The sequence below is a fragment of the Helicobacter bilis ATCC 51630 genome, from assembly GCF_000686565.1.
Taxonomy (GTDB): Bacteria; Campylobacterota; Campylobacteria; order Campylobacterales; family Helicobacteraceae; genus Helicobacter_A; species Helicobacter_A bilis.
In genome coordinates this window covers 1-24766 of record NZ_JMKW01000007.1, presented here as the reverse complement: position 1 = coordinate 24766, position 24766 = coordinate 1, and the positions used below count along the sequence as shown (strand labels likewise).

Annotated in this window: 24 protein-coding genes and 1 pseudogene; 9 read left to right on the top strand and 16 right to left on the bottom strand. The window is 35.3% G+C overall.

The genetic code is table 11. The annotated features are described in order from the left end of the window. Positions 1-22: 22 nt before the first annotated feature. Both T368_RS0102170 and T368_RS0102165 read left to right on the top strand, forming a co-directional pair. Positions 23-1111 (top strand): ATP-grasp domain-containing protein, encoded by a 1089-nt coding sequence (locus T368_RS0102170; protein WP_004087163.1) that lies wholly within the window; start codon positions 23-25, stop codon positions 1109-1111. Further along, the gene (locus T368_RS0102165) at positions 1108-2127 is read left to right on the top strand and encodes an LLM class flavin-dependent oxidoreductase (protein ID WP_004087169.1); all 1020 of its coding nucleotides are present in this window, start codon (positions 1108-1110) and stop codon (positions 2125-2127) included. The genes T368_RS0102170 and T368_RS0102165 overlap by 4 nt, the downstream gene beginning before the upstream one ends. Before the next feature lie 245 nt (positions 2128-2372). On the opposite strand, the gene acpS is transcribed toward T368_RS0102165, so the two are convergent. The 6 genes from acpS to dapF form a co-directional block, all read right to left on the bottom strand. Further along, positions 2373-2906, bottom strand: coding sequence for a holo-ACP synthase (gene acpS, locus T368_RS13025; RefSeq protein ID WP_004087171.1), 534 nt, complete (start codon positions 2904-2906; stop codon positions 2373-2375). 12 nt (positions 2907-2918) lie between these two features. Continuing rightward, positions 2919-3332: a flagellar basal body-associated FliL family protein gene (locus T368_RS0102155; RefSeq protein ID WP_004087175.1), complete on the bottom strand. Its 414-nt coding sequence runs from the start codon at positions 3330-3332 to the stop codon at positions 2919-2921. A gap of 62 nt (positions 3333-3394) precedes the next feature. Next, positions 3395-3844 carry a flagellar basal body-associated FliL family protein gene (locus T368_RS13020; protein ID WP_237022132.1) on the bottom strand — a complete coding sequence of 150 codons (450 nt, stop codon included), beginning with the start codon at positions 3842-3844 and terminating at the stop codon, positions 3395-3397. A 114-nt stretch (positions 3845-3958) separates the two neighbouring features. After that, the gene (locus tag T368_RS0102145; protein ID WP_004087178.1) at positions 3959-4687 is read right to left on the bottom strand and encodes an RsmD family RNA methyltransferase; all 729 of its coding nucleotides are present in this window, start codon (positions 4685-4687) and stop codon (positions 3959-3961) included. Positions 4688-4995: 308 nt separating this feature from the next. Continuing rightward, positions 4996-5682, bottom strand: a complete 687-nt coding sequence (locus tag T368_RS0102140; protein ID WP_004087184.1) for a hypothetical protein — start codon at positions 5680-5682, stop codon at positions 4996-4998. Between the two features lie 21 nt (positions 5683-5703). Continuing rightward, positions 5704-6486, bottom strand: coding sequence for a diaminopimelate epimerase (gene dapF / locus T368_RS0102135; RefSeq protein ID WP_020995706.1), 783 nt, complete (start codon positions 6484-6486; stop codon positions 5704-5706). Between the two features lie 151 nt (positions 6487-6637). On the opposite strand from dapF, the gene dnaX reads away from it, so the two are divergent. The 4 genes from dnaX to T368_RS0102115 all read left to right on the top strand — a co-directional run bounded on the left by dnaX (position 6638) and on the right by T368_RS0102115 (position 11153). Beyond that, complete coding sequence (gene dnaX / locus T368_RS14430) at positions 6638-9316, top strand: DNA polymerase III subunit gamma/tau (protein WP_004087187.1); 2679 nt, start codon at positions 6638-6640, stop codon at positions 9314-9316. Positions 9317-9358: 42 nt separating this feature from the next. After that, a complete protein-coding gene (locus T368_RS0102125) occupies positions 9359-9571 on the top strand; it encodes a hypothetical protein (protein ID WP_004087189.1) in 213 nt (70 codons plus the stop codon). A 279-nt stretch (positions 9572-9850) separates the two neighbouring features. Then, complete coding sequence (locus T368_RS0102120; protein ID WP_004087192.1) at positions 9851-10270, top strand: RrF2 family transcriptional regulator; 420 nt, start codon at positions 9851-9853, stop codon at positions 10268-10270. Between the two features lie 118 nt (positions 10271-10388). Continuing rightward, on the top strand, positions 10389-11153 hold the full coding sequence (locus tag T368_RS0102115; RefSeq protein WP_004087193.1) for a hypothetical protein: 765 nt from the start codon (positions 10389-10391) through the stop codon (positions 11151-11153). A 183-nt stretch (positions 11154-11336) separates the two neighbouring features. Here the strand turns inward: T368_RS0102115 and argJ are convergent, their stop codons facing one another. Together argJ and T368_RS0102105 are read right to left on the bottom strand one after the other, a co-directional pair. Next, positions 11337-12773 carry a bifunctional ornithine acetyltransferase/N-acetylglutamate synthase gene (argJ, locus tag T368_RS0102110; RefSeq protein ID WP_004087194.1) on the bottom strand — a complete coding sequence of 479 codons (1437 nt, stop codon included), beginning with the start codon at positions 12771-12773 and terminating at the stop codon, positions 11337-11339. 133 nt (positions 12774-12906) lie between these two features. Next, entirely contained in the window at positions 12907-13980 is a 1074-nt protein-coding gene (locus T368_RS0102105) for a glycosyl transferase family 90 (protein ID WP_004087195.1), read from the bottom strand. Between the two features lie 205 nt (positions 13981-14185). On the opposite strand from T368_RS0102105, the gene T368_RS0102100 reads away from it, so the two are divergent. Beyond that, positions 14186-16081 carry an extracellular solute-binding protein gene (locus tag T368_RS0102100; RefSeq protein ID WP_004087196.1) on the top strand — a complete coding sequence of 632 codons (1896 nt, stop codon included), beginning with the start codon at positions 14186-14188 and terminating at the stop codon, positions 16079-16081. An 11-nt stretch (positions 16082-16092) separates the two neighbouring features. Continuing rightward, the gene (locus tag T368_RS0102095) at positions 16093-16989 is read left to right on the top strand and encodes a hypothetical protein (protein WP_004087197.1); all 897 of its coding nucleotides are present in this window, start codon (positions 16093-16095) and stop codon (positions 16987-16989) included. Positions 16990-17215: 226 nt separating this feature from the next. Here T368_RS0102095 and T368_RS0102090 read toward each other — a convergent pair whose 3' ends face one another. Together T368_RS0102090 and T368_RS0102085 are read right to left on the bottom strand one after the other, a co-directional pair. Continuing rightward, entirely contained in the window at positions 17216-19507 is a 2292-nt protein-coding gene (locus T368_RS0102090) for an AAA family ATPase (protein WP_004087198.1), read from the bottom strand. 8 nt (positions 19508-19515) lie between these two features. Further along, positions 19516-19839, bottom strand: a complete 324-nt coding sequence (locus T368_RS0102085; protein WP_004087200.1) for an ATP-dependent Clp protease adaptor ClpS — start codon at positions 19837-19839, stop codon at positions 19516-19518. 231 nt (positions 19840-20070) lie between these two features. Here T368_RS0102085 and leuD point away from each other — a divergent pair, with 231 nt between their 5' ends. Next, on the top strand, positions 20071-20562 hold the full coding sequence (gene leuD, locus T368_RS0102080; protein WP_004087202.1) for a 3-isopropylmalate dehydratase small subunit: 492 nt from the start codon (positions 20071-20073) through the stop codon (positions 20560-20562). Between the two features lie 158 nt (positions 20563-20720). Here the strand turns inward: leuD and T368_RS0102075 are convergent, their stop codons facing one another. The 6 genes and pseudogenes from T368_RS0102075 to T368_RS13005 form a co-directional block, all read right to left on the bottom strand. Beyond that, positions 20721-21509 carry a formyltransferase family protein gene (locus tag T368_RS0102075; protein WP_004087204.1) on the bottom strand — a complete coding sequence of 263 codons (789 nt, stop codon included), beginning with the start codon at positions 21507-21509 and terminating at the stop codon, positions 20721-20723. Between the two features lie 128 nt (positions 21510-21637). Beyond that, positions 21638-22048: pseudogene (locus T368_RS13010) on the bottom strand (acyltransferase); the annotation flags it as partial. Between the two features lie 114 nt (positions 22049-22162). After that, entirely contained in the window at positions 22163-23122 is a 960-nt protein-coding gene (locus T368_RS0102065; protein WP_027338262.1) for a GNAT family N-acetyltransferase, read from the bottom strand. Further along, complete coding sequence (locus T368_RS0102060) at positions 23119-23907, bottom strand: class I SAM-dependent methyltransferase (RefSeq protein WP_004087210.1); 789 nt, start codon at positions 23905-23907, stop codon at positions 23119-23121. Before T368_RS0102060 ends, T368_RS0102065 begins: the two co-directional genes overlap by 4 nt. Positions 23908-23909: 2 nt before the next feature. Further along, a complete protein-coding gene (locus T368_RS0102055) occupies positions 23910-24305 on the bottom strand; it encodes a sugar 3,4-ketoisomerase (RefSeq protein ID WP_004087212.1) in 396 nt (131 codons plus the stop codon). 151 nt (positions 24306-24456) lie between these two features. Further along, positions 24457-24766 (bottom strand): DegT/DnrJ/EryC1/StrS family aminotransferase (locus T368_RS13005; RefSeq protein WP_211248554.1); only part of this gene is annotated, 310 nt, incomplete at its 5' end.

Below are 24766 nucleotides of genomic sequence, written 5' to 3'. Positions count from 1 at the left end.
TCAAACTAAAAGGAGACATATTATGTTATATAACACGCTACAGGATGGAATTTATATTATCCATGAAAATAATGAGTGGATACCACCTTTTAAAGAAGCATTTGATAGGGCTGGGGTAGAATTTCGTGAGATTTTTTTGACTCAAGGAGGAATCAGTCTAGATTCTATCCCGCCAAACGGTGTGTTTTGGAGTAGGCTTAGTGCCTCAAGTCATACGCGTGATAATGCCTTTTCTAAGGAATATGGTCGTGCGTTGTTAGCGTGGCTAGAAAGCTATGGGCGTTGCGTGATAAATGGCAGCTCTGTGCTAGAGCTTGAAGTCAGCAAGGTTAAACAGGCTTTGCTTTTAGAATCTTTTTTTAAGTCTCAAGGCGTGGATTTTAAAACACCAAAAACACTTGCGGTATTTGGGAAAACTGATTTAATCAATGCGGCAAGGAGCTTTGCTAAGAATCTAGGTAACAAGCCCTTTATCACAAAGCATAATCAAGGTGGCAAGGGCTTGGGTGTGCGGTTTTTTGAAAATATAGATGAGTTTAGGGGCTATGTAGAATCTAGCGAATTTGAGCTACCCATTGATGGCATTACGCTTTTGCAAGAGTATGTAGAATCTAGGGAAGCGTTTATCACGCGGTGTGAGTTTATCGGCGGGAAGTTTCATTATGCGGTGCGAGTGGATACGAGTAATGGGGCGTTTGAGCTATGCCCTGCTGATGCGTGTCAAATAGATTCTCTAGATTCTAAGTTGGTGGATTCTAAAGTGGATTCTAGCGGAGATTCTAAAGCAGAATCTACAAAGCGACCTGCTCTTGCTGGGGCGGCGTGTGAAGTGGGAGCTGGGGATAAGTTTAGTTTGCGCAAAGAGATAGATTCTACAAGTCCTATCGTGCGATGTTTAGAGCAGTTTTTAGCACTGCATAATATCGCTGTGGCAGGGATTGAGTTTATTGAGAGTGTGAGTGGGGATATTGTGGTCTATGATATAAACACAAACACAAACTACAACTCCACACTAGAATCTAAGATTAGAGAGAGTGGCGGCGTGGCAGCAGCGGATAGGTTAGTTAGCTTTTTAAGTGAGCAATTTAGGGCAATAAAGGAGCGAAAATGAAATTTGGATATTGGAGTCCGGTATTTGGCAGTTGGCTTAGGAATGTAGATGATGATAGCACGCAGTGTTCTTGGGAGTATATCCGCGATTTAGCGGTAAAAGCGGAGAATCTAGGCTATACACTCACCCTTGTGCCAGAGCTGTATTTGAATGACATTAAAGGTGAGAAAGCCCCTGCCCTTGATGCGTGGGCTATTGCTAATGGCTTGGCAGCGGTTACCAAAAAGATTGAGATTCTAGCCGCTTTGCGTCCGCAGTATCATCAAGTAGCACTCACTGCCAAGCAGATTGCTACCATTTCACAGATTTGTAATGGGCGATTTTCTATCAATATGGTATCAGCGTGGTGGGAAGAGGAGGCTAGGCAGTATGGCATAAACTTTGACGCACACGATGATAGATATACGCTCACACACGAATACACCGATGTTTTGCGGGGATTTTGGAGTAAAAGTCCATTTCATCATAGCGGTAAGTATTTTAGCTTTGAAAATTCCTATAACGAGCCTAAACCGCCCAAGATTCCGCTTGTGTATGCCGGGGGAGAGAGTGAAATAGGCAGGAATGCCATTACACAATTTGCAGATTTTTATCTCTTGCACGGCGGCACACTTGAAGAAGTGAGAGCAAAAATTACTGATATGAAAGAGCGAAAGAAAAGGGCAGGATTGCCGCCATTTAAGGGCTTTGGTATGGCGGTGTATATGATTGTGCGTGATAGCGAAGAAGAAGCGAAAAATGAGCTAAAGCGGATTACTACCATTAAAAATTACGCCGATTATGAAAACTCGTATAAGAATTTCACAGGCAATTCACAGCTTGATGTGGAGATTAGTAAGCAGGAATACAGCGTGTCTAATCGCGGTTTGCGACCAAATCTAGTTGGCACACCGACAAGCGTGGCACAAAAGATTAGAGCCTATAAAGAAGCAGGGCTAGATTTGCTTATAATCCAATGTGCTAATATGCAAGAAGAGCTAGAATATATCGCTAAAAAGGTTATGCCGCTTGTGTGAGAGTGGAAGCATATTGATAGAAAATGCGTGAATGATCACCACTTTAGTCGCTGCAAAGGATTAGATTCTCTTGCTATGACTTATTATGTATCTGTGTTTTTTAAAGTATATCAATGCTACTAATCACTTGAAGTATTGTTTTAAAATCTGGGTTGTAAAAGTTAGAATACAGATTCTAAAAAGCTAAGGCTTGGCAAACTCACAAATATGGAAAACACCTAAAGCATCCTTTTTAATTATAAAAATCATGCTTCATTAAAAGTAATAACACACACAGCAATGGCATTTAAGCAGTCATGACTCATGCTAATTGCAATTTTTTGTATTCTAAAATTATTATATTTATTTTCATGTAGGGCTAAGTGCGGCTTTCCATACATATCCTTATATATACATATATCATGAAATCCAAGCTCTTTACCAATGCCAACACCAAGCGCTTTAGAACATGCCTCTTTTATCGCCCAAAATCCTGCTATTGTGTCAATCTTATATGATTCTATTGTGAAATTTGCTTGTAAATCATTGAAAATATCCTGCATTTGCGTGGTATATAAATCTAGGTTTTCTTGTGTGAAAAAATGTGTTTTAGTGGATATAAATTCATGAGACAAGCTTTTAGAATCTTTATTATATAGCAATAGTTTCTCTTTATTTTTATAAGCAAGTAATATCTCACTTGGTAGTAAAAAACGCTCTAAAAAGCCCAAGCCAAACTTTGCAATGGCATTTTTTATGCGTGATGTGGCAATAATATCTGTGCCAATTTCAAGATTCATAATGAAGCTATATTAAGGCTGGATTACAAAGTCTGGGAAGACAAAGCCTACTATACTGCTATCTGTCAAAACTGCATTCACACTCGCAGTAAGTGTTGCAGCAAGTTTTTGTTTGCCTTGTGCGCCTTGCAAATCTGTTTTCATAAAGCCACTCACAGTATCAACGACAACGGAACGCACAATATCAATCTTTGCATCAAGCTCTTTAGCTGCTGCCTTATCACTCATAATAATTGTCGCATTAAACTTGGCATAGCCAGCAGTGCGTAAATCATCTGGATTTGATGGTTTTAGCATCATGACAAACTCTTTTTCAATTGGATATAAATCCTTTGCATTGCGATATACGCCATAATAGGCATTTTCATCAGCATGCACAACACTAAAACCAAACATACACAATAATATCAATAATATGTGTTTCATAATTTTCCTTATACTATAAGATTCTAAGAATCTTTATAATCTAGCATTAAAGCCTTGAAATCTTAAGGCTGTATAATAAAGTCTGGGAATACAACTGCTGCTACCTTACCATCTGTAAGCACAGAGTTAAGGCTTACTACAATCGCATTAGCAAGTTTTTGCCTACCTTGTGATCCTTGTAATTCAGTAGCAAGATAAGCACTCGTAGCATCAGCGATAACACCTCTTACAATATCAAGCTTTGCATCGACTTCTTTGACCGCATTTTTATCCGCAAGTAAAAGTGTAGCCCTAAACTTAGCAAAGCCTGCAACACGCATATTTTCTGGATCTGGCGACTTCAGATTAATGATAAAGTCTTTCTCTAAAGGCATGATAGCAACAGGATTTTTATACGCTTCATTTTGCAGTAATGCTTGCTGCTCTGGCGTTAGATTTGCGATTTGTGGTGGTGGAGCTGCATTGCCCCCACCATGATCGCCCTCTTCATCGCCACCCATAAACAGAAACACAACTACACCAACAAGTATAAGCACCGCAACAACAACACCTACAATGATAAAAATAAGTCCTTTGCCTTTTTTTCTTCTGCGGCTGGTTTTTCTTCTTCTGCCATGTTTGCTCCTTTATTTTGTAAAATACATCAAAGTCGTCTGTCCAAACTTACTTTTTTTCACAAGCTGAAATATCCCTATTTGCGTATCAAGCTGGATATTACTCATACTTTCAATGACTATCATATCGACTTTTTGCGTAAAATTTTCATCAAAAGATTCTATAAAATGCCAAATCTTTGTATAAATATCGCTAAAACCTTCTCGACATGCAAAGGGTGGGTCCATATATAATACAAATTGATTTGTTTGCATTGTGGAATTTAAAGCTGGAATTATATCATTTTTTACTTGAAAATCTGTGTTTTTTGCAAAATTCATTATAGAATCCTGTGATTGCAGACAATCTTTATAGTGTGCGTTTATGCTAAAAGGCGTGGTTATAGAATCGTTTGTGTCTCTATGATAGCTCTTATGTTTCTGCCAAAATAGATTGATATTTTCACATAGATTCTTAAAAGCCCCCGCACTTTTCTCAAAAAATACAGCCGAACTAGCCCCAAGAGATAAGGCTTCAAAGCCCATTTGACCACTCCCTGCAAAACACTCAACAAAGACTTTATTATAAAGGTTATGTTGCATAGTGTCAAAAAAGGACTTTTTCACAAGGGCTTTTGTAGGTCGTGTCGTGCTATTAGATTCTAAAAAAAGCCCTAAACCTTTGTATTTTCCCCTATTAATCATAAATTTTTCTTTTTTATTTTGTGTGCGATTTTGCTTTGCTTTGTTTTGCTTACGCATATTTTTCCTTGTAGTAACTTGTTTTGGGGGGTTTTTATGGAATTTTAATTTGTAATCTTAGCATAATTTAGATTTTAGCCGATATTGACACATAACAACCAATTCTATAATTAGATTGCCTATTGTTATATTTGGCATTAAAACAACATTGTCTATCCAAGTTGTGGATATAAAAATCAGTAATCATGCAAACAATACAATATTCACTCCACTTACATGCTCAAAACCCCAAATCTTTAACCCTGCTTTTTAGTAACATTTCACTCAGTCTTAGTTACTATGAGAGACTTTATATTAATATGACATAACTATTTATGATTTATATCATCGCATTCTTGTAATGTCGTTGTGTTTTTGGAATCTTTTGTTTGTAGTGATTTAAGCAGCGATTTATTGCCCGATTGGCATGAGGCATCTTGTATGACTAGGGTATCGCCTTTTATTTGCACTTTTTGTGATTGTATTGTTTTATTTTGTGTGGGGTTTGTGTGGGTTTTATTATCCTTGATTGTGTTGGCATTTGCTGTATATATACTGCATATAAGGCTAAATAAAAATATAGATAAGATTCTATATATAGATTTATAGAGATAGTGTAGAGACGGTGTTGCTTTAAAATCAGTATTTATAAATAAATAGATTAAGTGTAGCTTCTTAGGTATTTTACCTTGCTTTTTGTGAGAATAAAGGGGCTTTTTGTTGATATTTTCTAAAATAACTTTATTTGCAGCATGAGATAAAAAATCCCGCCTAGAATCTATTTTAAAGTCTAGATTCCATAGCTTTGTGGATAAAGCTTTATGTTTATTTAAATGTAACATAGATTCTATACTGGATATTTCGCTACGCTCAATATGACAAGGGCTAGAATCTACTTTCGACATACCGCCTTGCTCAGTGAAACATGCTGTTTCGGAATCCTTATTAAACACTCGCTTATCTTCATAAATATCAGCAAAAACACTAGTATCTTCACTATTTACATTCTCTTTCATTAATAATTCCTTTGACACAAATTACAAAACACAATCGCATACTTTTGTTACAAGTCCAGAAAAATAGATTAAGCCGTTATTATAAGATACTTGCAGTTTCTCTTTGCTTGGTGGTATAAGCGTATAGGTTTTGCTAAAATCTCTTAGGCTGACATATACCGCACATGCACCTGTGCCACAGGCTTGTGTGATATTTTCTACTCCCCTTTCAAAGGTTACATAATAGATTTTATCATTCTCTCTTATAGCAATATTTACATTTGCATCATACTTATGTCTTAAATGCGAGAGAAACTCTAAATCATTGCTAAGCAAATTAAACTCTTTCATAGAAGTAGCAAAATACACTAAATGCGGGATACGCATGATAATATGCTCAAACTCATAGACACTCCCCTTTTTATTCTCAACGATATTGCCTTGCAGGACATATTCGCCAAGATTGCTTTGCACATAAGCATGTTTAGAATCTATAATTTCTTTAATGCTTGTATCAATGATCCCCGCTCCACTTAGAAAACTATGATTTTGCGTAGCAAGTTTATTATGAAAAGCATATAGGCTTACAGCTCTACTTGCATTTCCACACATACCAGCAAAACTACCATCAGCATTGTAAAACTCCCATTTATATGCGATATTAGAATCTTTACTCTCATAAGGCAAAACTACAACCATGCCATCAGCCCCAATCCCATAGAATCTATTGCAAAGCTCCACTGCCATTTTCGCACGATTTTGCTCTAAAAAGCTATGAAATATCAAAAAGTCATTACCACTCGCACAATATTTGCTTATAATCATATCTAATCCTTTAAGCCACAAACCACAAGAAACCCGCCTATTATACCCAAAATCCTTAACTTTTGTAATAAAGTGTAAGGCTTTATCGCAATATTAAGCTATTTTGTTATAATTTCACTCTTTAACTTGTAGAATAAATAGGGGATTTTTAATGGATAATACAACTACACATACAACTGATGAAAATATGCCGCCATGGGATATAAACAGAGTCTCACCAAATCCCATTGACCATAAACTTGTATTTACAAAGCCGCTTGATATTTTCTCAATGACTTCAAGTGAAACAAAGCCTACAATAAAGCAACCTGCACAAACCCCAATAAAACAAGATTCTGACAACACACCAAAAACCAAAGAAACACCGATTGAAAGCATAGAGGCAATAGCCCTTGCCCTAAAATACAGACCAAAAACCTTTGCTGAACTCGTGGGGCAGGAAAGTGTCGCAAGGACATTGTGCCTAGCCCTAGATAGTAAAAAAATAGCTAATGCGTATCTATTTAGCGGCTTAAGAGGGAGTGGTAAGACCTCATCAGCTAGAATCTTAGCTAGATCCCTGCAGTGTGAAAGGGGCATTACCTCCAGTCCTTGCGGGACTTGTGCGAATTGTATCGCTGCGTTAAAAGGCGCACATTTAGACATTACAGAGCTTGATGGTGCAAGTAATAGAAAGATTGATGATATGAGAGATTTAATCGAGCAGACCAAATACAAGCCTACAATGGGACGATTTAAAATCTTTATCATAGATGAAGTCCATATGCTAACAAAAGAGGCGTTTAACTCACTTTTAAAAACGCTAGAAGAGCCACCAAACTATGTGAAATTTATCCTAGCGACCACAGACCCGCTAAAAGTCCCAGCGACAATACTAAGTCGCACACAACATTTTCGCTTTAAAAAGATTCCAACAACAGCATTAAAAAATCACCTAGCACATATCCTGCAAAAAGAAAATGTAAGTAGTGATGAAGCAAGCTTAGATATGCTTATACGAAATGGACATGGAAGCCTTAGAGATACCCTAACCTTGCTAGACCAAGCCATTGTCTTTTGTCAAAATAGCCTTAATACGCAAAAGTTAGCAGATATGCTAGGCGCACTAGACCCAAGTGCCTTTGACACGCTTTTTCAAGCCCTTTTACGAAAGGATATGCAAGAGTGTATAAAGTTTGCTAAATCGCTGGAAGGCTATGAGATTGAGATGATATTAGATGAGTTAAGCCTTTATATTAAGAATAAAATGCTAGAAGAGATACCACAAATCCCACCTGTTTTAGGTATGCGTTATGCAAATATTATTAATGATTCTAAGGCTATGTTACAGCTTGATTGCGATAGTGATTTTTGTTTATTATTAACCATTCTAAAAATGCTTGAAGCCCAAAAAATACGAGAGGTAGCAAACGCACTAAAACAGCTAGAAAGCATGCAGACCCCAGCCCAAAACGCACAAATCACGCAATTATCAAACGACTATACAGCCACACAAAATAGTATGGAATCTAAGAATGCCATGCAGGTGGATTCTATAAATCATGTAAATTCTAATTCCCCAAATTCTACTTCTTTGGATTCTACACAACCTATAGAAGCGAGAGAATCTAAAGATTCCATAACAGATTCCATAACTACAAATACAACCCAAACCGAAGTATCCAACCAAACAACACAGAATCTACAAACTACACAAATTCAACAAAGCACACAGAATCTAACACAAGATTCTAATGCTTTTATAGAATCTAAAACCAATACACAAGAATCCAGCAATAAAGATTCTATACAAGATTCTAATCTCTCTTTAAATACTCATAACCTAGTGCATTCTAATACTTTAAATAATTCTAATCTATCAATAGATTCTAATAGCTTGATAGAATCTAGCAAAGCCCATATCAACCAGCAAACATATAATAACGCAATAGAATCTAATATAAAAACCCTACAAAATGAAACCATACATACAATACAAGAAAACAGCACACAAGCAGAGTTAATAAAAGATTCTATAACACAAGATTCTATAAATAAAGATTCCATGCCACAAGCGCAAACGAGTGTAAATCCTAATTTCACAATAGAATCTAGCAATAACGATTCTACAACACATATTAACACCGCACAAGATTCTAACATTCAAACAGAATCTAAACTGGATTCTAATATTTCACAAAATTCTAATAATCTAACAGAATCTAATAACTCAATAGAATCTAACCTCACACAGCAAAGCCAAATAGATTCTATAAACACACAGCAAGAAGCAAACAAACAACCCTTTAGCCTTACAAAAAATGACCCACTTTTTACAACGCTTATAACAAAGCTTTATGAAAGGGATTATAATATAGGCAGTCTCTTTGAGAATAAAATCGCATTTGACAAACTCACAGACAATGTATTGCATCTTATCTTTTACACCACAGAGGAAGAGACAGGCACATTGAGACAGGCATACAGCGGTATTATGCAGGTTATGAAAGAAGTCTATGGAGATTCTATAAAAATGCAGGTTGCAAAGCAAAGCCCACAAGACTTAACAAAACTTATGCAAAGCACAACCACAAGAGCCACTCAAATAACACATAACAAACCACAAACTAAACAGAATCTAAACGAAACAACAGATAATAACCCCACTCATACACAACAAGCAGAATCGCAGAATCCAAACACAGAAACAAATAATAATCAAGCAATGAGCACAGACCCCGCCATGCAGTTTATCGCGCAAAATAGCGATATGCTAAAAAGTATGCAAAATGAACTCGGCATAAAAGATATGAAAGTCATATCATTGCCTGTATCAACAACACTGCAATAAGTAATGCAGTTTTAAACACATTATACCTATGGATATAAAATTATGGAATCTTTAATGCAAATACTTTTTATCCCTGCTTTGTTGTTGGTGGTTGTGGTAGCATTTTTTGTCATCAAATGGCTGTATTATGACTTGACAATTGGACAATGGCTAGATTTATGGAAAGAGAAAAAAGATAAAAAAATCAGCCTTAAGTTGATGATTTTTCTAATTATATTGGGTATTTTTATAAACTTTATTCTGCCAAAATTATAAGGGTGAATTAAAATTCAAAGAATTTAAAAAATAGAAATTAAGCAAAAAGACTATCATTTTTTTAGATTGCATGTGTGATGCCTGTTATTCTTATACCACGATTATTATTCTAAGCACAAGGGCAAAATTACAGATCTTTAATTCTATAAAATTATGTAAATATATGTAAAAAATTCATGCTGCATAATAACACAGCGTTATTAAAGTTTGAAAATCACAAAATAAAACGATAATATTTCATACTTAAACAACACACCAAAATACATACAAGGAAGCAATATGCAGTTATCAAAGTTTAGCGATTATTCATTTCGGGCATTAATCTATCTCGCACAGCACAATAACACATTAAACACCATAGAAAATATGGCAAGTGATCTTAAAATCTCACAGAATCATCTCAAAAAAATTATCCACAAACTATCAAAAGGTCAGTTTATAAAGACTTTTAGGGGGCGGGAAGGCGGCATAAAACTTGCTAAAAAGCCAAAGGATATTGGGTTAGCCGATGTGTTGCTTTATACAGAGATAAATACTGATTTTGTTGAGTGTTTGAAGCATAATTCTAAACACACGGAATGCCCCTATCAAATCAATTGCAATCTCAAATCAATCATTCATAAGGCAAAAGATGCCTTCATGCAAGAGTTTCAAAAATATAGCTTACAAGATTTATTGCAGACAGATGAATATATGTAACTATATTTTATAAAAATTATTAAAACAGCAACTTAATGCGAGACTTATCTAGCATTACTTTCATTTTACAAACCACAAGCGTATGCCGATATGTTACTATCAGTGAAAAAGGGTAGGTATGATACAGCCAACACACATTCAAAGCCTATTAAATCAAATGGCAACAACCACAGGCAATAAAGAGATAAATGCTACTTTGCCTATGCTTTTACGCATACTTGATAAGAAAGGTGCTGATAAATATCTCGTGCAGCTTGGAAAACTCATCATTGAAACACAAAGTAACAAAGAACTTCAAGTTGGCACAAATTATTGGGCAAATGTCAAGCAAGGCAAAGATGGCTTACTCATTTCAGATCTTATTAAGCAGCCAAAAATGCTGGAGAATCTAGCACATGCAAAACTTAAATTAAGCTCAAATGACTTAAAAGAATTATTGAGTGAAACACATAAGGGCGGTAGCACACTAGAATCTGTTTTTAAAGAGTTTTTACTAGAGAGATTGCCCCTTGCGACAAGTAAGCAGGAGTTTTTAGAGTTATCAAACTTGCTTATTGCTTTGCAAAATGGCGTATTTAGCATGGTGATAAAAGAGGATAATGGCAAAGAAAGTTTAGTGCAGCTTAAAAAACAAGTGGAATTTTTAGAATTTTATAGCATTTTTCATCATTTGGGTGAGATAAGCGGCATTGTATCGCTAAATGATGAAAATAATGTATGTTTGCGGCTTTGTGTGATGAGTGAAAAAGTGAAAAAGATTCTTGAAAATAGGCTAAATGATTTGCAAGGGTTTGATGAGATACAAATTGATGTGGGTCAAAATGAACCTTTATGGGATTTAGAATCTTTTGAGCCTTCATATATTCTTAATCTTAGGGGTTAGATTCTATTTTTGAAATCTTATCAAGCTAATTAGCATATTGTTTCAGTGCATGTTTAGACACACCTTTTTATTGCTGTATCCCAAGCTTTGTATGCTAAAATTTAGCAGTATAGCTTTCTACACAAATTTTTAAAGTTTTAAGAGATGAAAACAAAGCTAAATCCCATGATACAATCTAGAAATCTATGAGCGATAATCTGCATTAATCTTTATATAATCATAACTTAAGTCACAACCCCAAGCTTTTGCACTATGTGTGCCATCTTGCAAATCAATTAAAATACGCACGACATCTGCACTCAAAATACTTTTTGCTTTATTTTCATTAAATGCTGTTCCTACGCCATCTTTCACGATTATAATTTTCCCTTTTTTACTTGCAAAAATAAGATTAAATTTACTCGCGTCAAAACTCGCATTGCTATACCCCATAGCACATATAATTCGTCCCCAGTTTGCATCTTTACCAAAGATTGCGGTTTTTACAAGATTTGAGCCAATGATAGCCTTGCTTAGGGTTTGGGCTTGTTGCAGACTTTGTGCGTTTTTAATGGATACTTCAAGCAAATGCGTAGCACCCTCGCCATCTTTAGCGATTTGTTTGGCAAGATTGACGCATACTTTTTTTAACGCTTTTTTGAATATCTCATAGTCTGTGCTTTTACTTGAAATAATCTCATTTTTTGCCGCACCATTTGCTAAAACAACAACCATATCATTCGTTGAAGTGTCGCCATCAACGCTTATTTGATTGAAAGTTTGTGTATTAATCTCACTTAATGCTTCTTGCAATAACTCTTTAGATATTGCTATATCAGTCAAAATAAAGCCTAGCATGGTCGCCATATTTGGGTGAATCATGCCAGAACCTTTTGCCATGCCAAAGATTCTAAATTTATTGTTTTTCTTTTCTGTTTTTGCCTTTTCATTGCATGTTTCTTTTTCTTGTGTTTTAGAATCTAACTTATTTTCTATGCTTATAGAATCTTTAGCATTTTCTTTAGATTCTGTGTTAATGACAATATTTTTAGAATCGCTAGTTTTTTCATTGCGAGCGGCTTTTTCTTTGCCAGATTCTGTATTTTTAGAATCTAAATCATTTGGACTTTGTAACTTACAAGTTATGCCAAAAGTCTTTGGGAAAGTATCTGTTGTCATAATGGCTTTACTTGCTAATTTTATAGAATCTTTATTGCTATTTTTTTGTGCTACTAACTTTGGGATAGCTTTCAAGATTCTAGGCATGGGCAATTGCGCTCCAATAACGCCTGTGGAAGCAAGTAAAATATGCTTAGAATCTATACGCAACACTTTTGCTAGGGCTTCCGCACTTTTATCGCAATTTTCTTCACCTTGCTTTCCTGTGCAAGCATTCGCACAACCAGAATTTATCATAACAGCATGGATATGATTTTGTATCTTTGCTTTATTGTGAGTGATACAAGCCGCCTGCACGCTATTTTTCGTCCATACACCAGCACTTTGGCAAGGCTCTTGTGAGTAGATAAGGGCTAGGTCTAGCCTATTTTTATACTTTATATTTGCCTTTACGCCAGAGAGTTTGAATCCTTTTGGAAGTTTTGTGCTTCTTTTTGCCTTAAGTTTTATTTGTGTCGCCATGCTATCCCTTTTTTAGAATCTGCAATGATTTTAGCGAAAAAACACATAAAGATTCCATATTTCTAACACTCGCACCTATGTTATAGAATCTATGTGTAAAAACTTCACACTTAGCGATTTTTTACCATAATATCTAATCAAGTTTAAATAATGTTTGTTCTAATGGGCTTATATCAATCTGTCCTGAGAGATAGAAATATTTGCGTAATACCAAGAGATTAAGTAAGCCCTGAAGCCTTTTATCATAGAATCTAGCACAAAATTCATGTGCGTTTTGTATGATTTCCTTTGCTTCATTTGTGTGTGTTTTGTAGTATTCAAGCACGGAATCTACATCACTATAATCACGCTTAATAGCTGCAAAATGCACACCTTTTTCTAGCTTATCTTCCATAAACCATGTTTCTATCTCTGGCTCTGGCATAATGCAGAGTGAGTTTGAGCTTAGCACCCATTTGAGATTGCTTGCTACATCATAGCCCTCAAGGCTTAGTAGAAATTTATAGGGCAAATGCTCTTGTATTGAGAGTTTATCTTTTAGCCATTCTGGATTAGAATCCGCTCTTCCAACATGTCCTATATCGCAATTTGGATTATTAAAATGCTTTTCAAAAAAGCGGATTCTATGGTCTTGATATACCGCACCGCGAAATAGCAATATATCCTTTTTATCCTCAAATCTTATTGGGTCGTTTATGAAATGAAAATGACGATATTTATCAAGCTGCATTAATACTGAATTGTTATTACAAGCAATAATTGGACGAGACTTGCAAATCGCAGGAAAGCTTAAAAGCTCACTCACATCATAAAACATATACGCCCAGACTAAATTATCCTTAAAATATCTCGTCCATTCATACGAATCATAATAATACACCGATCCGGCTTTATAAGTATTATGTTTCAAAAAATCTATATTTGGCACAAGTTGCTGCAAGTTTGCTAATCGACTAGGATAAGGGGGTAAATCTAGGTCTAGTGGGCTTATTTGCGGTAATTTATCTTTTGTTAATGGGATATGAAAGGGCTTATTTAGTTTATTGTAATAATTTATGCGATTACTTATGTCTTCTAGGTTTTTCTCATAGATTCTTAGTAATTTTTGTATCTTTGTCTCAAGCTGCTTTTGCGTTATTATGCGTGGTATTATCATGCGTATAATACCTTTGAGATTATAGATAAAACGCGAACCCCTTGTCTGCAATAAATACCCTTTCATTTGCTTTTAAAACTAGCGGAGTATTATATAGAAAAGTTATGAAGATGATATGCCATATTGCCAAATACAAAATTATAGGCAAAAGATTCCATACTACAATCATATTATTTACTCTCATATATAAAGTTATACACAGAAAAACATTATAATAAACACTTACATTCAAAACAAAAAAACTATTAGGTAAAAAATGCTACAAAATATTTTTATACGATATGCTAGATTCTTTGTATTTATTCTCTCTTTTATTATGCTTTTTAGTGTATGCGTTTATGCGAAAAGTCACTCTAATCTTTATACCACATGGCATAGTGCTATTGCTATGGATATGACACCAAAGCATGAAAATGCGAAATTTTTACCCTATGCGAATCCAAAGGCAAAAAAGGGTGGGGATTTTAAGACTATGGGGCTTGGTGGCTTTGATAGTCTCGATTTATTTGTGCTAAAGGGGAGTAAGGCAGATTCGCTTGATTTAGTATATGATACTTTGATGGCACAAAGCTATGATGAGCCTTATGCGATATATCCGCTTATAGCAGAAAAAGTAAGCATTGCAAATGATAATAGCGGTGTGAGATTTATGATAAATCCAAAGGCAAGATTCAGTGATAATAGCAAGGTGAGTGCTAGTGATGTAAAATTTAGCTTTGATATGCTTATGCAAAAGGGCGATCCAACTCAATCTCGCTATTATGCTGATGTGAAAGAAGCGGTTGTGGTGAGTGAGAATATTATTGAATTTATCTTTAAACATAATGAAAATAAAGAATTACCCTTTATTCTTACACAACTACACATTATCCCAAAACACTTTTATTTACAAAATAATGAGAATCTATATGGTAAAAAGCCCTTACGCATACCGCTTGGCAGTGGTCCCTACATAATAGAATCTTTTGAGATAAATAAATACATTACTTATAAACGAAATAAGAATTATTGGGCGAAAGATTTAATGATAAATGTTGGGGCATATAACTTTGATAGAATCACAATTGAATATTACAAAGACGCAAATGTCGCTTTGCGTGCATTTCTAGCGGGGAATTATGACTATCGCTTTGAGCCACAGGCAAAAGCATGGGCAAATGACTATGAGGGAAGTAGCCTTAATGCAGGAAGATTTAAAAAGATCACTTTAACGCATGGCTTACCAGCGGGTATGCAGGGCTTTTATCTTAACGCAAGAAAGACGCATTTAAATGATATAAGAGTAAGGGAAGCGATACTTCAATGCTTTGATTTTGAATGGAGTAATGAATATCTTTTCTACTCACAATATAAACGCACACAAAGCTATTATGAAAACTCAATATATGCGTCAAGCGGTCTCTTAAAAGATTCTAAAGATGAAATAGAGATATTACAATCACTTGGAATCTTAAACTATGATAAAAGCACAAGAGAGTTTGAAATAACAAAAGATTATAAAGATTCTATAAATCCTCGCTTACTACATGAAGTCTATAAGAATCCAAGCACAAAAGCACCACATTCAAAAAGAGCAAATCTCATATACGCACAAAAGCTTTTAAAAGAAGCAGGATATAAAGTAGTAGAAAATAGGCTGCTAGATTCTAATAATAAGCCAGTGAAACTCACACTTTTACTCAACTCACCTTTATTTGAACGCATGGTGCTGCCTTTTAAGAAAAATCTAGCAATACTTGGCATTAGCCTTGATATACGATTAATAGACTCAGCACAATATGAAAATAGAGTAAAACAATTTGATTATGATATAATTGTGGGCTTGATACCACAAAGCCTTTTTCCGGGAAATGAACAAGACTTTTTCTTTTCATCAATGAGTGCGGATATGGAAGGCTCAAGGAATTTTTCCGGTGTGAAAAATAGGGCGATTGATAAGCTTATTATTTTGCTTAATCAAACGACAGACTATAATAAACGCATAGCGATTTTACATGTGATGGATAGAATCTTACTATGGGGATTCTATGTTGTGCCACATTATTATAGTCCTAGCTTTCGTATCGCTTTAAGGCATGATATACAAATGCCAGATATTTTTCCACCTTATGCTTCACCTTTTAGCATATATCATTATTGGTGGATAGAGTAATGGAGGGTAATATGAGATTAAAGTTTATAAGTGCATGTTTATGTATATGTATGCAATCAGTATTTGCCGCAAATATACAAGGAATCTATAAGGAAGAATCAAATGAAGAGGCAGATAAAGATTCTAAACAAACGCATATTTTTAAAGAAGATGTGTATAAGGAGCATAATCCGCTTTTTACAAATACATATAAAAAAGCTAGTCTAGCCTACACAGGCACACTTGGCTTAAGCGATACACAAACTTTAATGTATAATGGCTTAAATACGCAGTATCGACATCCTTTTGTATGGAAAAAGATTCAGCTAGATTCGTTTGCTAATATTGCTTTTGGGAATGCCTTGCTTACGACACAAGCCACACAAACTAGCTCTTTCTTTTTTGGCTCAAATCTTGGGGCTAATGCCTCTGTGCCTTTGCCTATACAAAATGTCGTAGCACATGGGGTATTTGGCATTGATATAGGCTTTGGGGCTTTAAGTAGTCAAGTAAATAACATGCTATTTCAAGGCTTTTTAGGCATTGATTTTTTCTATGATCAATATGTATTTCGCCCATTTATTAGCTTTTCTCTTATTACGCCTTTTAGCAGTGTGTATGAAATGAGTGTCGCAGGGCTTGTTGATATTGGCTTAAAGACTTTTTATAGGGGGGATTATATGCTAGGCTCTATTAATATAGCTTTATCAAATCTTTTTTCAAAAAATAATGCTGGGGTCTTTACTCTCTTACCACAATCTACACCACTTTTTTTGGGTGCGAATGCTTTGAGATTTAATGTAAATGCTAGTATTGACTACTTTGCAACACAGCATTTAAGCTTTAATGCTATGGCTTTGGTTACTTATACTTCAAGCTATCATGCCTTAAATGCTGGGGGTTATGTTGGCACGACTTATAGATTCTAAGTTTTAAAAACTTGCCAAAATGCACCCTAAACCCTGCACCACCCATAAAGGCGTAGATTCTAAAATCTTGTCATATTGAGTGCGTAAGCGCAGAATATCTTTTTATATTGAACCCCGACCCACCAAAATGAGCCGAAATCCAAAGTTATATTCCCACTTTCTAGCATTACACAGCCATAAGTTAGCTTCTCTACACAAACTATTTAATGCATGTTAAGAATCTTTTTTAGATAATCTCTTGCCTTTGTTTTTGTATATCAAACACAAGAGTATTATTTTTTACATTAATATGGGCTACTCCGCCTTTACGCAGTTCTCCAAACAGCATAGCATTGCTTAAAGGCAACTTAATAGCAGAATCTATAGTTTTTTTAATCTCCCTTGCCCCAAGTGCTTTATCAATAGATTGTTGCGCTATAAATTGTGCGGATTTTGTGCTAAGCTTTAGCATAATATGCTTTTCTTTCAGTGTTTCGTTTAAATCAGTGATATATTTTTGTGCGATTTTTTGCAGTTCATTCACACCAAGTGGCATAAAGGGGATAATCGCATCAAGCCTACTGCGAAACTCTGGGCTAAAAGTATCCTTAATCGCCATGCCAACTCGATGCTCACTTGTATCAAGGAATCCCACAGAGTTGCCCTCTTTACTCCCTGCATTACTCGTCATAATCAAAATCACATTTTTAAAGTCAGCTTTATTGTTTTGATTATCCGTTAATGTCGCAGAATCCATGATTTGCAACAAAATATTATACACATCGCTATGTGCCTTTTCAATCTCATCAAGTAGCAACACGCAATGCGGATTTATGCGTATTTTATTGATTAAAAGCCCGCCTTCTTCATAGCCTACATATCCAGCAGGAGAGCCAATCAGCTTACTAATGCTATGAGATTCTGCATATTCACTCATATCGATTCGCTCAAACTTAATGCCAAGTATTTTTGCTAATTCCTTGCTTAACTCAGTCTTGCCAACACCAGATGGACCAGTGAAGAGAAAACTTGCAATTGGGCGGTGCAATTCACCCAAACCAGCCTTATTAATTTTTATCTTTTCTACGATTTTCTCAATTGCTTTATCTTGAGAAAAAATGCGTTTTTTAAGCTTTGATTCTAGATTCTTTAATAGCATACTTTCATCGGCATTAATCGTTGATTTTGGAATGTTTGTAATTGAAGCCATAAGCGATTCAATATGCTCTTTGGTGATGATCTTATGCTGTGTTTTAGAATCTTTTTTTGTTTTCCTTGTCTTTGTTAGCTTCTCTAAAGTCTCATTTTTTCTCTCATCATTGCATAAAAATTCATTTAATTGTGCCTTTGCTCCAGCCTCATCCATTAAATCTATGGCTTTATCGGGCAAATGTCTCTCTGTGATATACTTGCTTGACAGGCTCACACAGGCTTTTATCGCTTCATTTTCATAGGTTACATTATGAAACTTTTCATAAAGCGGTGCGATTTTCTCAAGGATTAATAGGCATTCTTCCTCACTTGGCTCTTCGACTTTTATCTGCGTAAAACGGCGTGCTAATGCCTTATCCTTATCAAATGAGTTTTTATAATCATGACTTGTAGTCGCACCAATGCAACGCAGTCTCCCACTAGCAAGCATAGGCTTTAAAAGATTTGAAAAATCCATGCCACCGCTATTTGACTGACCCGCTCCAACAATCATGTGAATCTCATCAAAGAAAATAATGATATTTTTATCTTTCTCCACTTCAGCTAGAATCTTTTTAATACGCGTTTCAAACTCGCCGCGATACTTTGTCCCCGCCACAACAGAGCTTACATCAACCGCATAGATTACATTGTTAAGCAATTTTGCAGGCACACTTCCCTCTACGATACGCAGTGCTAAGCCCTCTACAATGGCACTTTTGCCAACTCCAGCCTCACCTATTAACATAGGATTATTTTTCTTGCGGCGACATAGCACTTGTGCGATTTGATTGATTTCTAAATCTCTACCTATAAGAGGGTCAATTTTTCCCTCAATGGCTAATTGATTAAGATTTTTTGCGTATTTTTCAAGCTGACTTTGAGAATCTTTTGTTTTTTCCCTAGAGACATGCTCATCAAAATCTACCACAATACGCATTACATCTTCTATTTGAATGCCTTGTGCTTTTAATAATCTTGCACAATAGCAATCTTCTTCTTGCATAAGGGCCACAAAAAAATCACCAATTCCAACACTAGCCTTTTGTGCGTTTTTTGCATGTGAAATCATGTGATCAAATACACGCATAAAGGCTGGTGTTTGGTGTGGTGCTTCTAATTCTTTTAGGGCTCTTCCCTTTGGTATATGTTTTTCTAAATACGCACTAAGAGAATCCATTAAAATCTTTGTATTTGCCCCAGTTGCTTCAACGAGTTCTCTACCTAAAGGATTCTCAAGCATGACATAAAAAGCATGCTCAATCGTTAAGACATTATGTCGCATATCTTCTACAAAATGAAGTGTTTTTTGAAAAATATTTGATAAAGTCGAATTTAGCTCACCCATTTTAACCCCTACATAACATCACGCAAAACAAGTCGCAATGGCATACCGCTATCTCGTATAAAATTTGTCGCCATGCTAAACTTTAGCTCCGCAATATCATAGGGATATACGCCACAACTCCCCTCGCCTGTGTTATGCACAAACTGCGTAATAGTCTGTGCATCAAGCATACTTTTGTTAAACACACGCATAAGCAAGGTAATAACAAAATCAACGCTTGTATAATCATCATTCAGCAGGATAATCTCTTGCATTCTAGGCTGGGCTATCTCTACCTCATGCAATGTTTCAAAATTAGCAGAATCTGAATATTCATATTTATTATCTGGCATTATAAACTCCAATTGTTGATTCAACAAAGCTTTATTTTATCAAAAATTCACTTAGTTTTTGCAATTATTTTTATATTTTAGACGATTATATTGAACTTAAATTGCGATATTAAATGCTAGTTATATAACATTGTAAAACATAAATTTATGCTTTTTTGAAATTTTAGGATAAAATGTTAGAAATGTAAAGAATATAAAACATGAAACATACGCACATTAAAAGGAAAAGCGATGAAGGCACAGGGATTTATCCATAAATATGGCGATAATGTAGATACTGATGTGATTATTCCCGCAAGGTATCTAAACACCGCAGATCATAGGGAGCTTGCAAGTCATTGTATGGAAGATATTGATAAGGATTTTGTGAAAAAGGTAAAGAGTGGCGATATTATGGTTGGCGGGTGGAACTTTGGCTGTGGAAGTAGCCGAGAACACGCACCTATTGCCATTAAAGCAAGTGGGATAAGCTGTATTATCGCAAAAAGCTTTGCTAGAATCTTTTATCGCAATGCGATTAATATCGGCTTAGCGATTATTGAATCTGAAGAGATAGCAGACTTTTTACAAGATGGCGATGAGGTAAGCATTGACTTTGATAAAGGTGAGATTATAGAATCTAAAAGTGCTAAAAGCTTTAGCACAACGCCCTTTCCGCCTTTTATACAAGAGATTATCAATGCAAATGGGTATTTGAACTGGATAGCGAAAAATAAGGAGTAGGGTTTGGGTTTTGTGGGTAAATTAGAATCTAGTTTCTGCAAACAAATTGTCATATTGAGCGTAGCGAAATATCTAAAACTTTAGAATCTAAAAAAGATTTTTTGCCTATGGCTCGCACGAAACAAGCTTTTGCCCACACTTGCAAAAATGACAAGAATCTAAATTCCATCAACACCAGAAATTATAAAATACTCATTACTATCAATTAAAACATTGCTTCCTATAAACTCCTGTGTTAAAACAGATTCCATAATCCTTACACCACAAATACTGGGTAGTTGATATTCTCTAAAGATAAAAGCACGCAGTTGATTATGTATCTCAAAGCTTGTTTTTTTGAGATTTATTACAATATTATTAAAATCAATCTCTTTTCTAGAAAAATAGCTCCCACCCATATAGCCTTGCTTTTTTACAGAATAAGTGCCATTTAATAAATGAAAAAGATTCTGTTTAAAGAGCAAAAACGCGTATTTGTTATAGCTATCATACAGCATTCTAGCACTATCTTGAAGCCCAATAGCAAAAGTCATTTGATCGACAATATCACCCGTATCAACACCAGAATCTATTTTATGCAGCGTAACTCCAGCCTCACTTTCCCCATATAAAAGCGGCATTATGGAGGTATAAGCACCCTTGTATTTTGGAAGATTAGAGAAATGAATATTAAAAAGATTCTTACTTGCAAACTTTTCTATATCAATAAGTTTGTCAAACTCTAATGAAATAAACAATAAATCACTCATTGCATATATGTCTTGCAATGTTACAACCTTAAGATTCTCATCTTTAGCACATTTTAAAAGCGAATATTGCCAAGTATCATACCCACAATCACTTGCATTCGGTAAAATGAAAATATCCTGCCTGCAAATCCCAATGTGTAATAAATACCTTAACGCCCACACTGCAATATTATTCTTTCCAGCTATACAGATTTTCATCGATACAGCCTTATATGTGTAGCTAAAATAAGAGAGTGAAGCACAGAATCTAAAAGGATAGAAAAAGCAGTAAAATAGGGATTAGTTACCCCCCCCCCCCGTATAATAACTTTATTGCCTATTACTTTAGCGTTATCACAAACATCTTTTGTTACAACGCTGCCTGCTCCAATAAGCGCATTTTCACCGATAGTAATCCCGGGTAAAATCACAGCACCCGCTCCAATAGAAGCCCCTTTTTTAATCGTTGTTCTTAGAAATTCGCTAGGATATCGCTTTGATCTTGGATATTTATCATTAGTAAAACTCACATTAGGACCGATAAATACATTATCTTCAATCCTTAATCCATCCCACACCTGCACCCCACATTTTATCGTTACATTATTGCCGATTACAACATCATTTTCAATGAAGCAGTGAGAGCAAATATTGCAATTCTCCCCTATAATCGCATTGGGTAGCACCACGCAAAACTGCCAGATTCTAGTCCCTTTGCCAATATTTTGGCTTTGCACATCAGAGAGTGGGTGTATCACGCCGCCCCCTTTATAATGGGGTTTAAAGCACGATGTGTAATAGGTGTGCTAGAGTAGTATTTGAATCTTTTGTATTGAGTATGCCAAGATATAGGGCTTTTAGTTGCAAAACACTTAAGGGTTATTACCCCCCCCCCCCCCGTTAATATTCAGCTCATAAAAACTATGCACGATAGTCCTTGCACCAAACCCCTCTTTTTGTGAGATAAGTCCTTCGTTTAAGAATAAGCCATTATTCTCTGTGGAGATTCCAAAGTCAAAGTATTGTTTTGTTGTAGCATATTTATCTATCAATGTTTTTATAAGTAAATCTAGCGCACCTATCGCCCTGCCCTTTTCACTTGCTGCTAAATATTGTGTATGCACGAGATTTGGATAGATAAAAAGCAGGGTAGCTGCTAGAATCTCATTATTTTGTTTTGCGATATAGAGAGTAATATTTTCTTTAAATCTATTATGAAGTAATTCTAACTCTTTGGCTGAATGCACGGCTTGTGTATTATGCTTTGTTTGCAAGACTTCATTTAATAGCGTTATAAAAGCGGGGAAGTTGGTGGAAGATTCTATTTGCACTTCATTTTTTAATGCCTTTTTTACACCCCTTTTTCTTAACTCACTGAATCTAATGGGATTTTGTAAATAAATCGTAGCGGAACAATCTATCCGCATTATCTTAGCTCCACTTCTAAACAACGCATACAAATCTTCCTCAGCTGATACCTTGTGGTATATATGCGGTATGCTTTTATAAATCAAGCGATTAGATTTAATCTCTCGCATATACTCTTGCAATTTGCAAAAACACTCAAGCATTTTTTGCTGTCGCATAGAATAATCAACAATAAATCCACCAAAAGTTAGCCCCTGATGAGAATACAATACGCAATCTTTGATATTTAAAGGCAAAAGGGCGATAAGCTTAGAATCTTCATAAAACATTAATGAATGATCCATAAATCTATCGGCGTGATAGTCCATATAATTTCTATCAAACATAAAGATTCCATTTTTAGAATCTTTATTGAAAGCATTCCATTCGGCACAATGCTTCATCTCGTATCGACAGATTCTCATATATCCACCTTGCCTATACTTGCCTTACACGCACTCACTTTGCAATTTAGAAATATTTCTGCACCAAACTCTGGTAGATATTCAGTCATTTTATCTAGTCCTAATAACAGATTCTCATCAATAATTCCATTTTGCATACACTCTTGCATTTTCTTGTGATTAAAGGGTTTAATAAAATATGAGCCTTTATCCATAATGCTTACCCCCCCCCCCCCATTAGTTTTATTTACAAAGTCTATAAGACTTGCAAGGCTAAAAGTTGTGTGTTGCTGGAGATTTTTAGCAGTATGTGTTAAACCGCCAAGTGTCTCAATAAGCCCACTTTGATACGCCCATAATAAATGGAATGAATACGCATTAGGCACATTAATATGAAGTAAAGTATCGCTATCACACAAGCTAAATATATCTCTTAAAAAAGATTCTGGATTTATCACTTCGTGCAAAAGAGAGCTAAGGATAATGAAATCAAATTTTTGTGTTTTTAACTCTATAAGTTTAGATTCTACAAAGTCATTTATCACTTGAATGTTTTTATTGCCTTTAGAATCTTTTTGTGTTTTCTCTGCAAAGACTTTGGAAGGCTCAACAATACAAAAAGTTTCAAAATCTTTATAATGATTTACTATAGAATCACTACCACAACCAATTTCTAGTACATGTTTAGCATTATAAGATTCTAAAAACTCTAAGACTTTTTTACGGCGAAAAGACACCATAATGCTTTCAAAGTCATAAGAACTCGCTAGATAATCTTGCGTATATTTATCTATATCTCGTTGCATTTTTACCCTTTGACTGCTTTTAAAAATTCATCATAATCACGGATATACTCACTTTCATCATAGTAATCACTAGCTAGAATCATTAGCTTACAACCATATGAGAAATTCCGCATTTCCCGCCACATATTTTTGCCAATATATAAGCCCACATCAGGACGATTAAGCCATATAGACTCTCGCTTTTGCCCATCATCTAGGACAAACTCACACGCACCATCCATTGCCACTACAAGCTGCTCCAACTGCTTATGCGCGTGGAATCCCCTCTCTTCATCAGGCAATGTATCATAAATGTAATACACCCTTTTAATCGCAAAAGGGAGATTTTTATTAGATTCTAAAGCGATGAGTTTCCCTCTCTCATCACCCATAACTTTTAATTTCACAATGTTATGCATTTTAACTATATATTCCCTATCTAACTCTTTATATACTGACCTGCAATCTCAAAAATTCTACACATTTCTTCTTGTGTTATTCCAAAATATAGGGGCATTCTAACAAGGGTTCTAGAAACTTTATTAGTTACTTTCATTCCCCCCCCCCCCCCTAAGTATGTCCAAATTTTTGTCCAGCAGGCGACGAATGCAAAGGAACATAATGAAATACTGGAAAAATTTCATTCTGCTTCATAAACTCTATAAAATCGCTTCTTTGCTGTAAGTTCTCAAATAACACATAATACATATGTGCATTATGTTTGCACTCTGCTGGGATATACGGCGTTTTTACACTTTTAAACACACGAAAAAAGTCATTATACTGATTCCAAATATCTAATCTTTTAGCATTAATTTTGTCTGTATTCTCTAGTTGAGAATACAAAAATGCGGCTACCATGTCAGATGGCAAGAAAGAC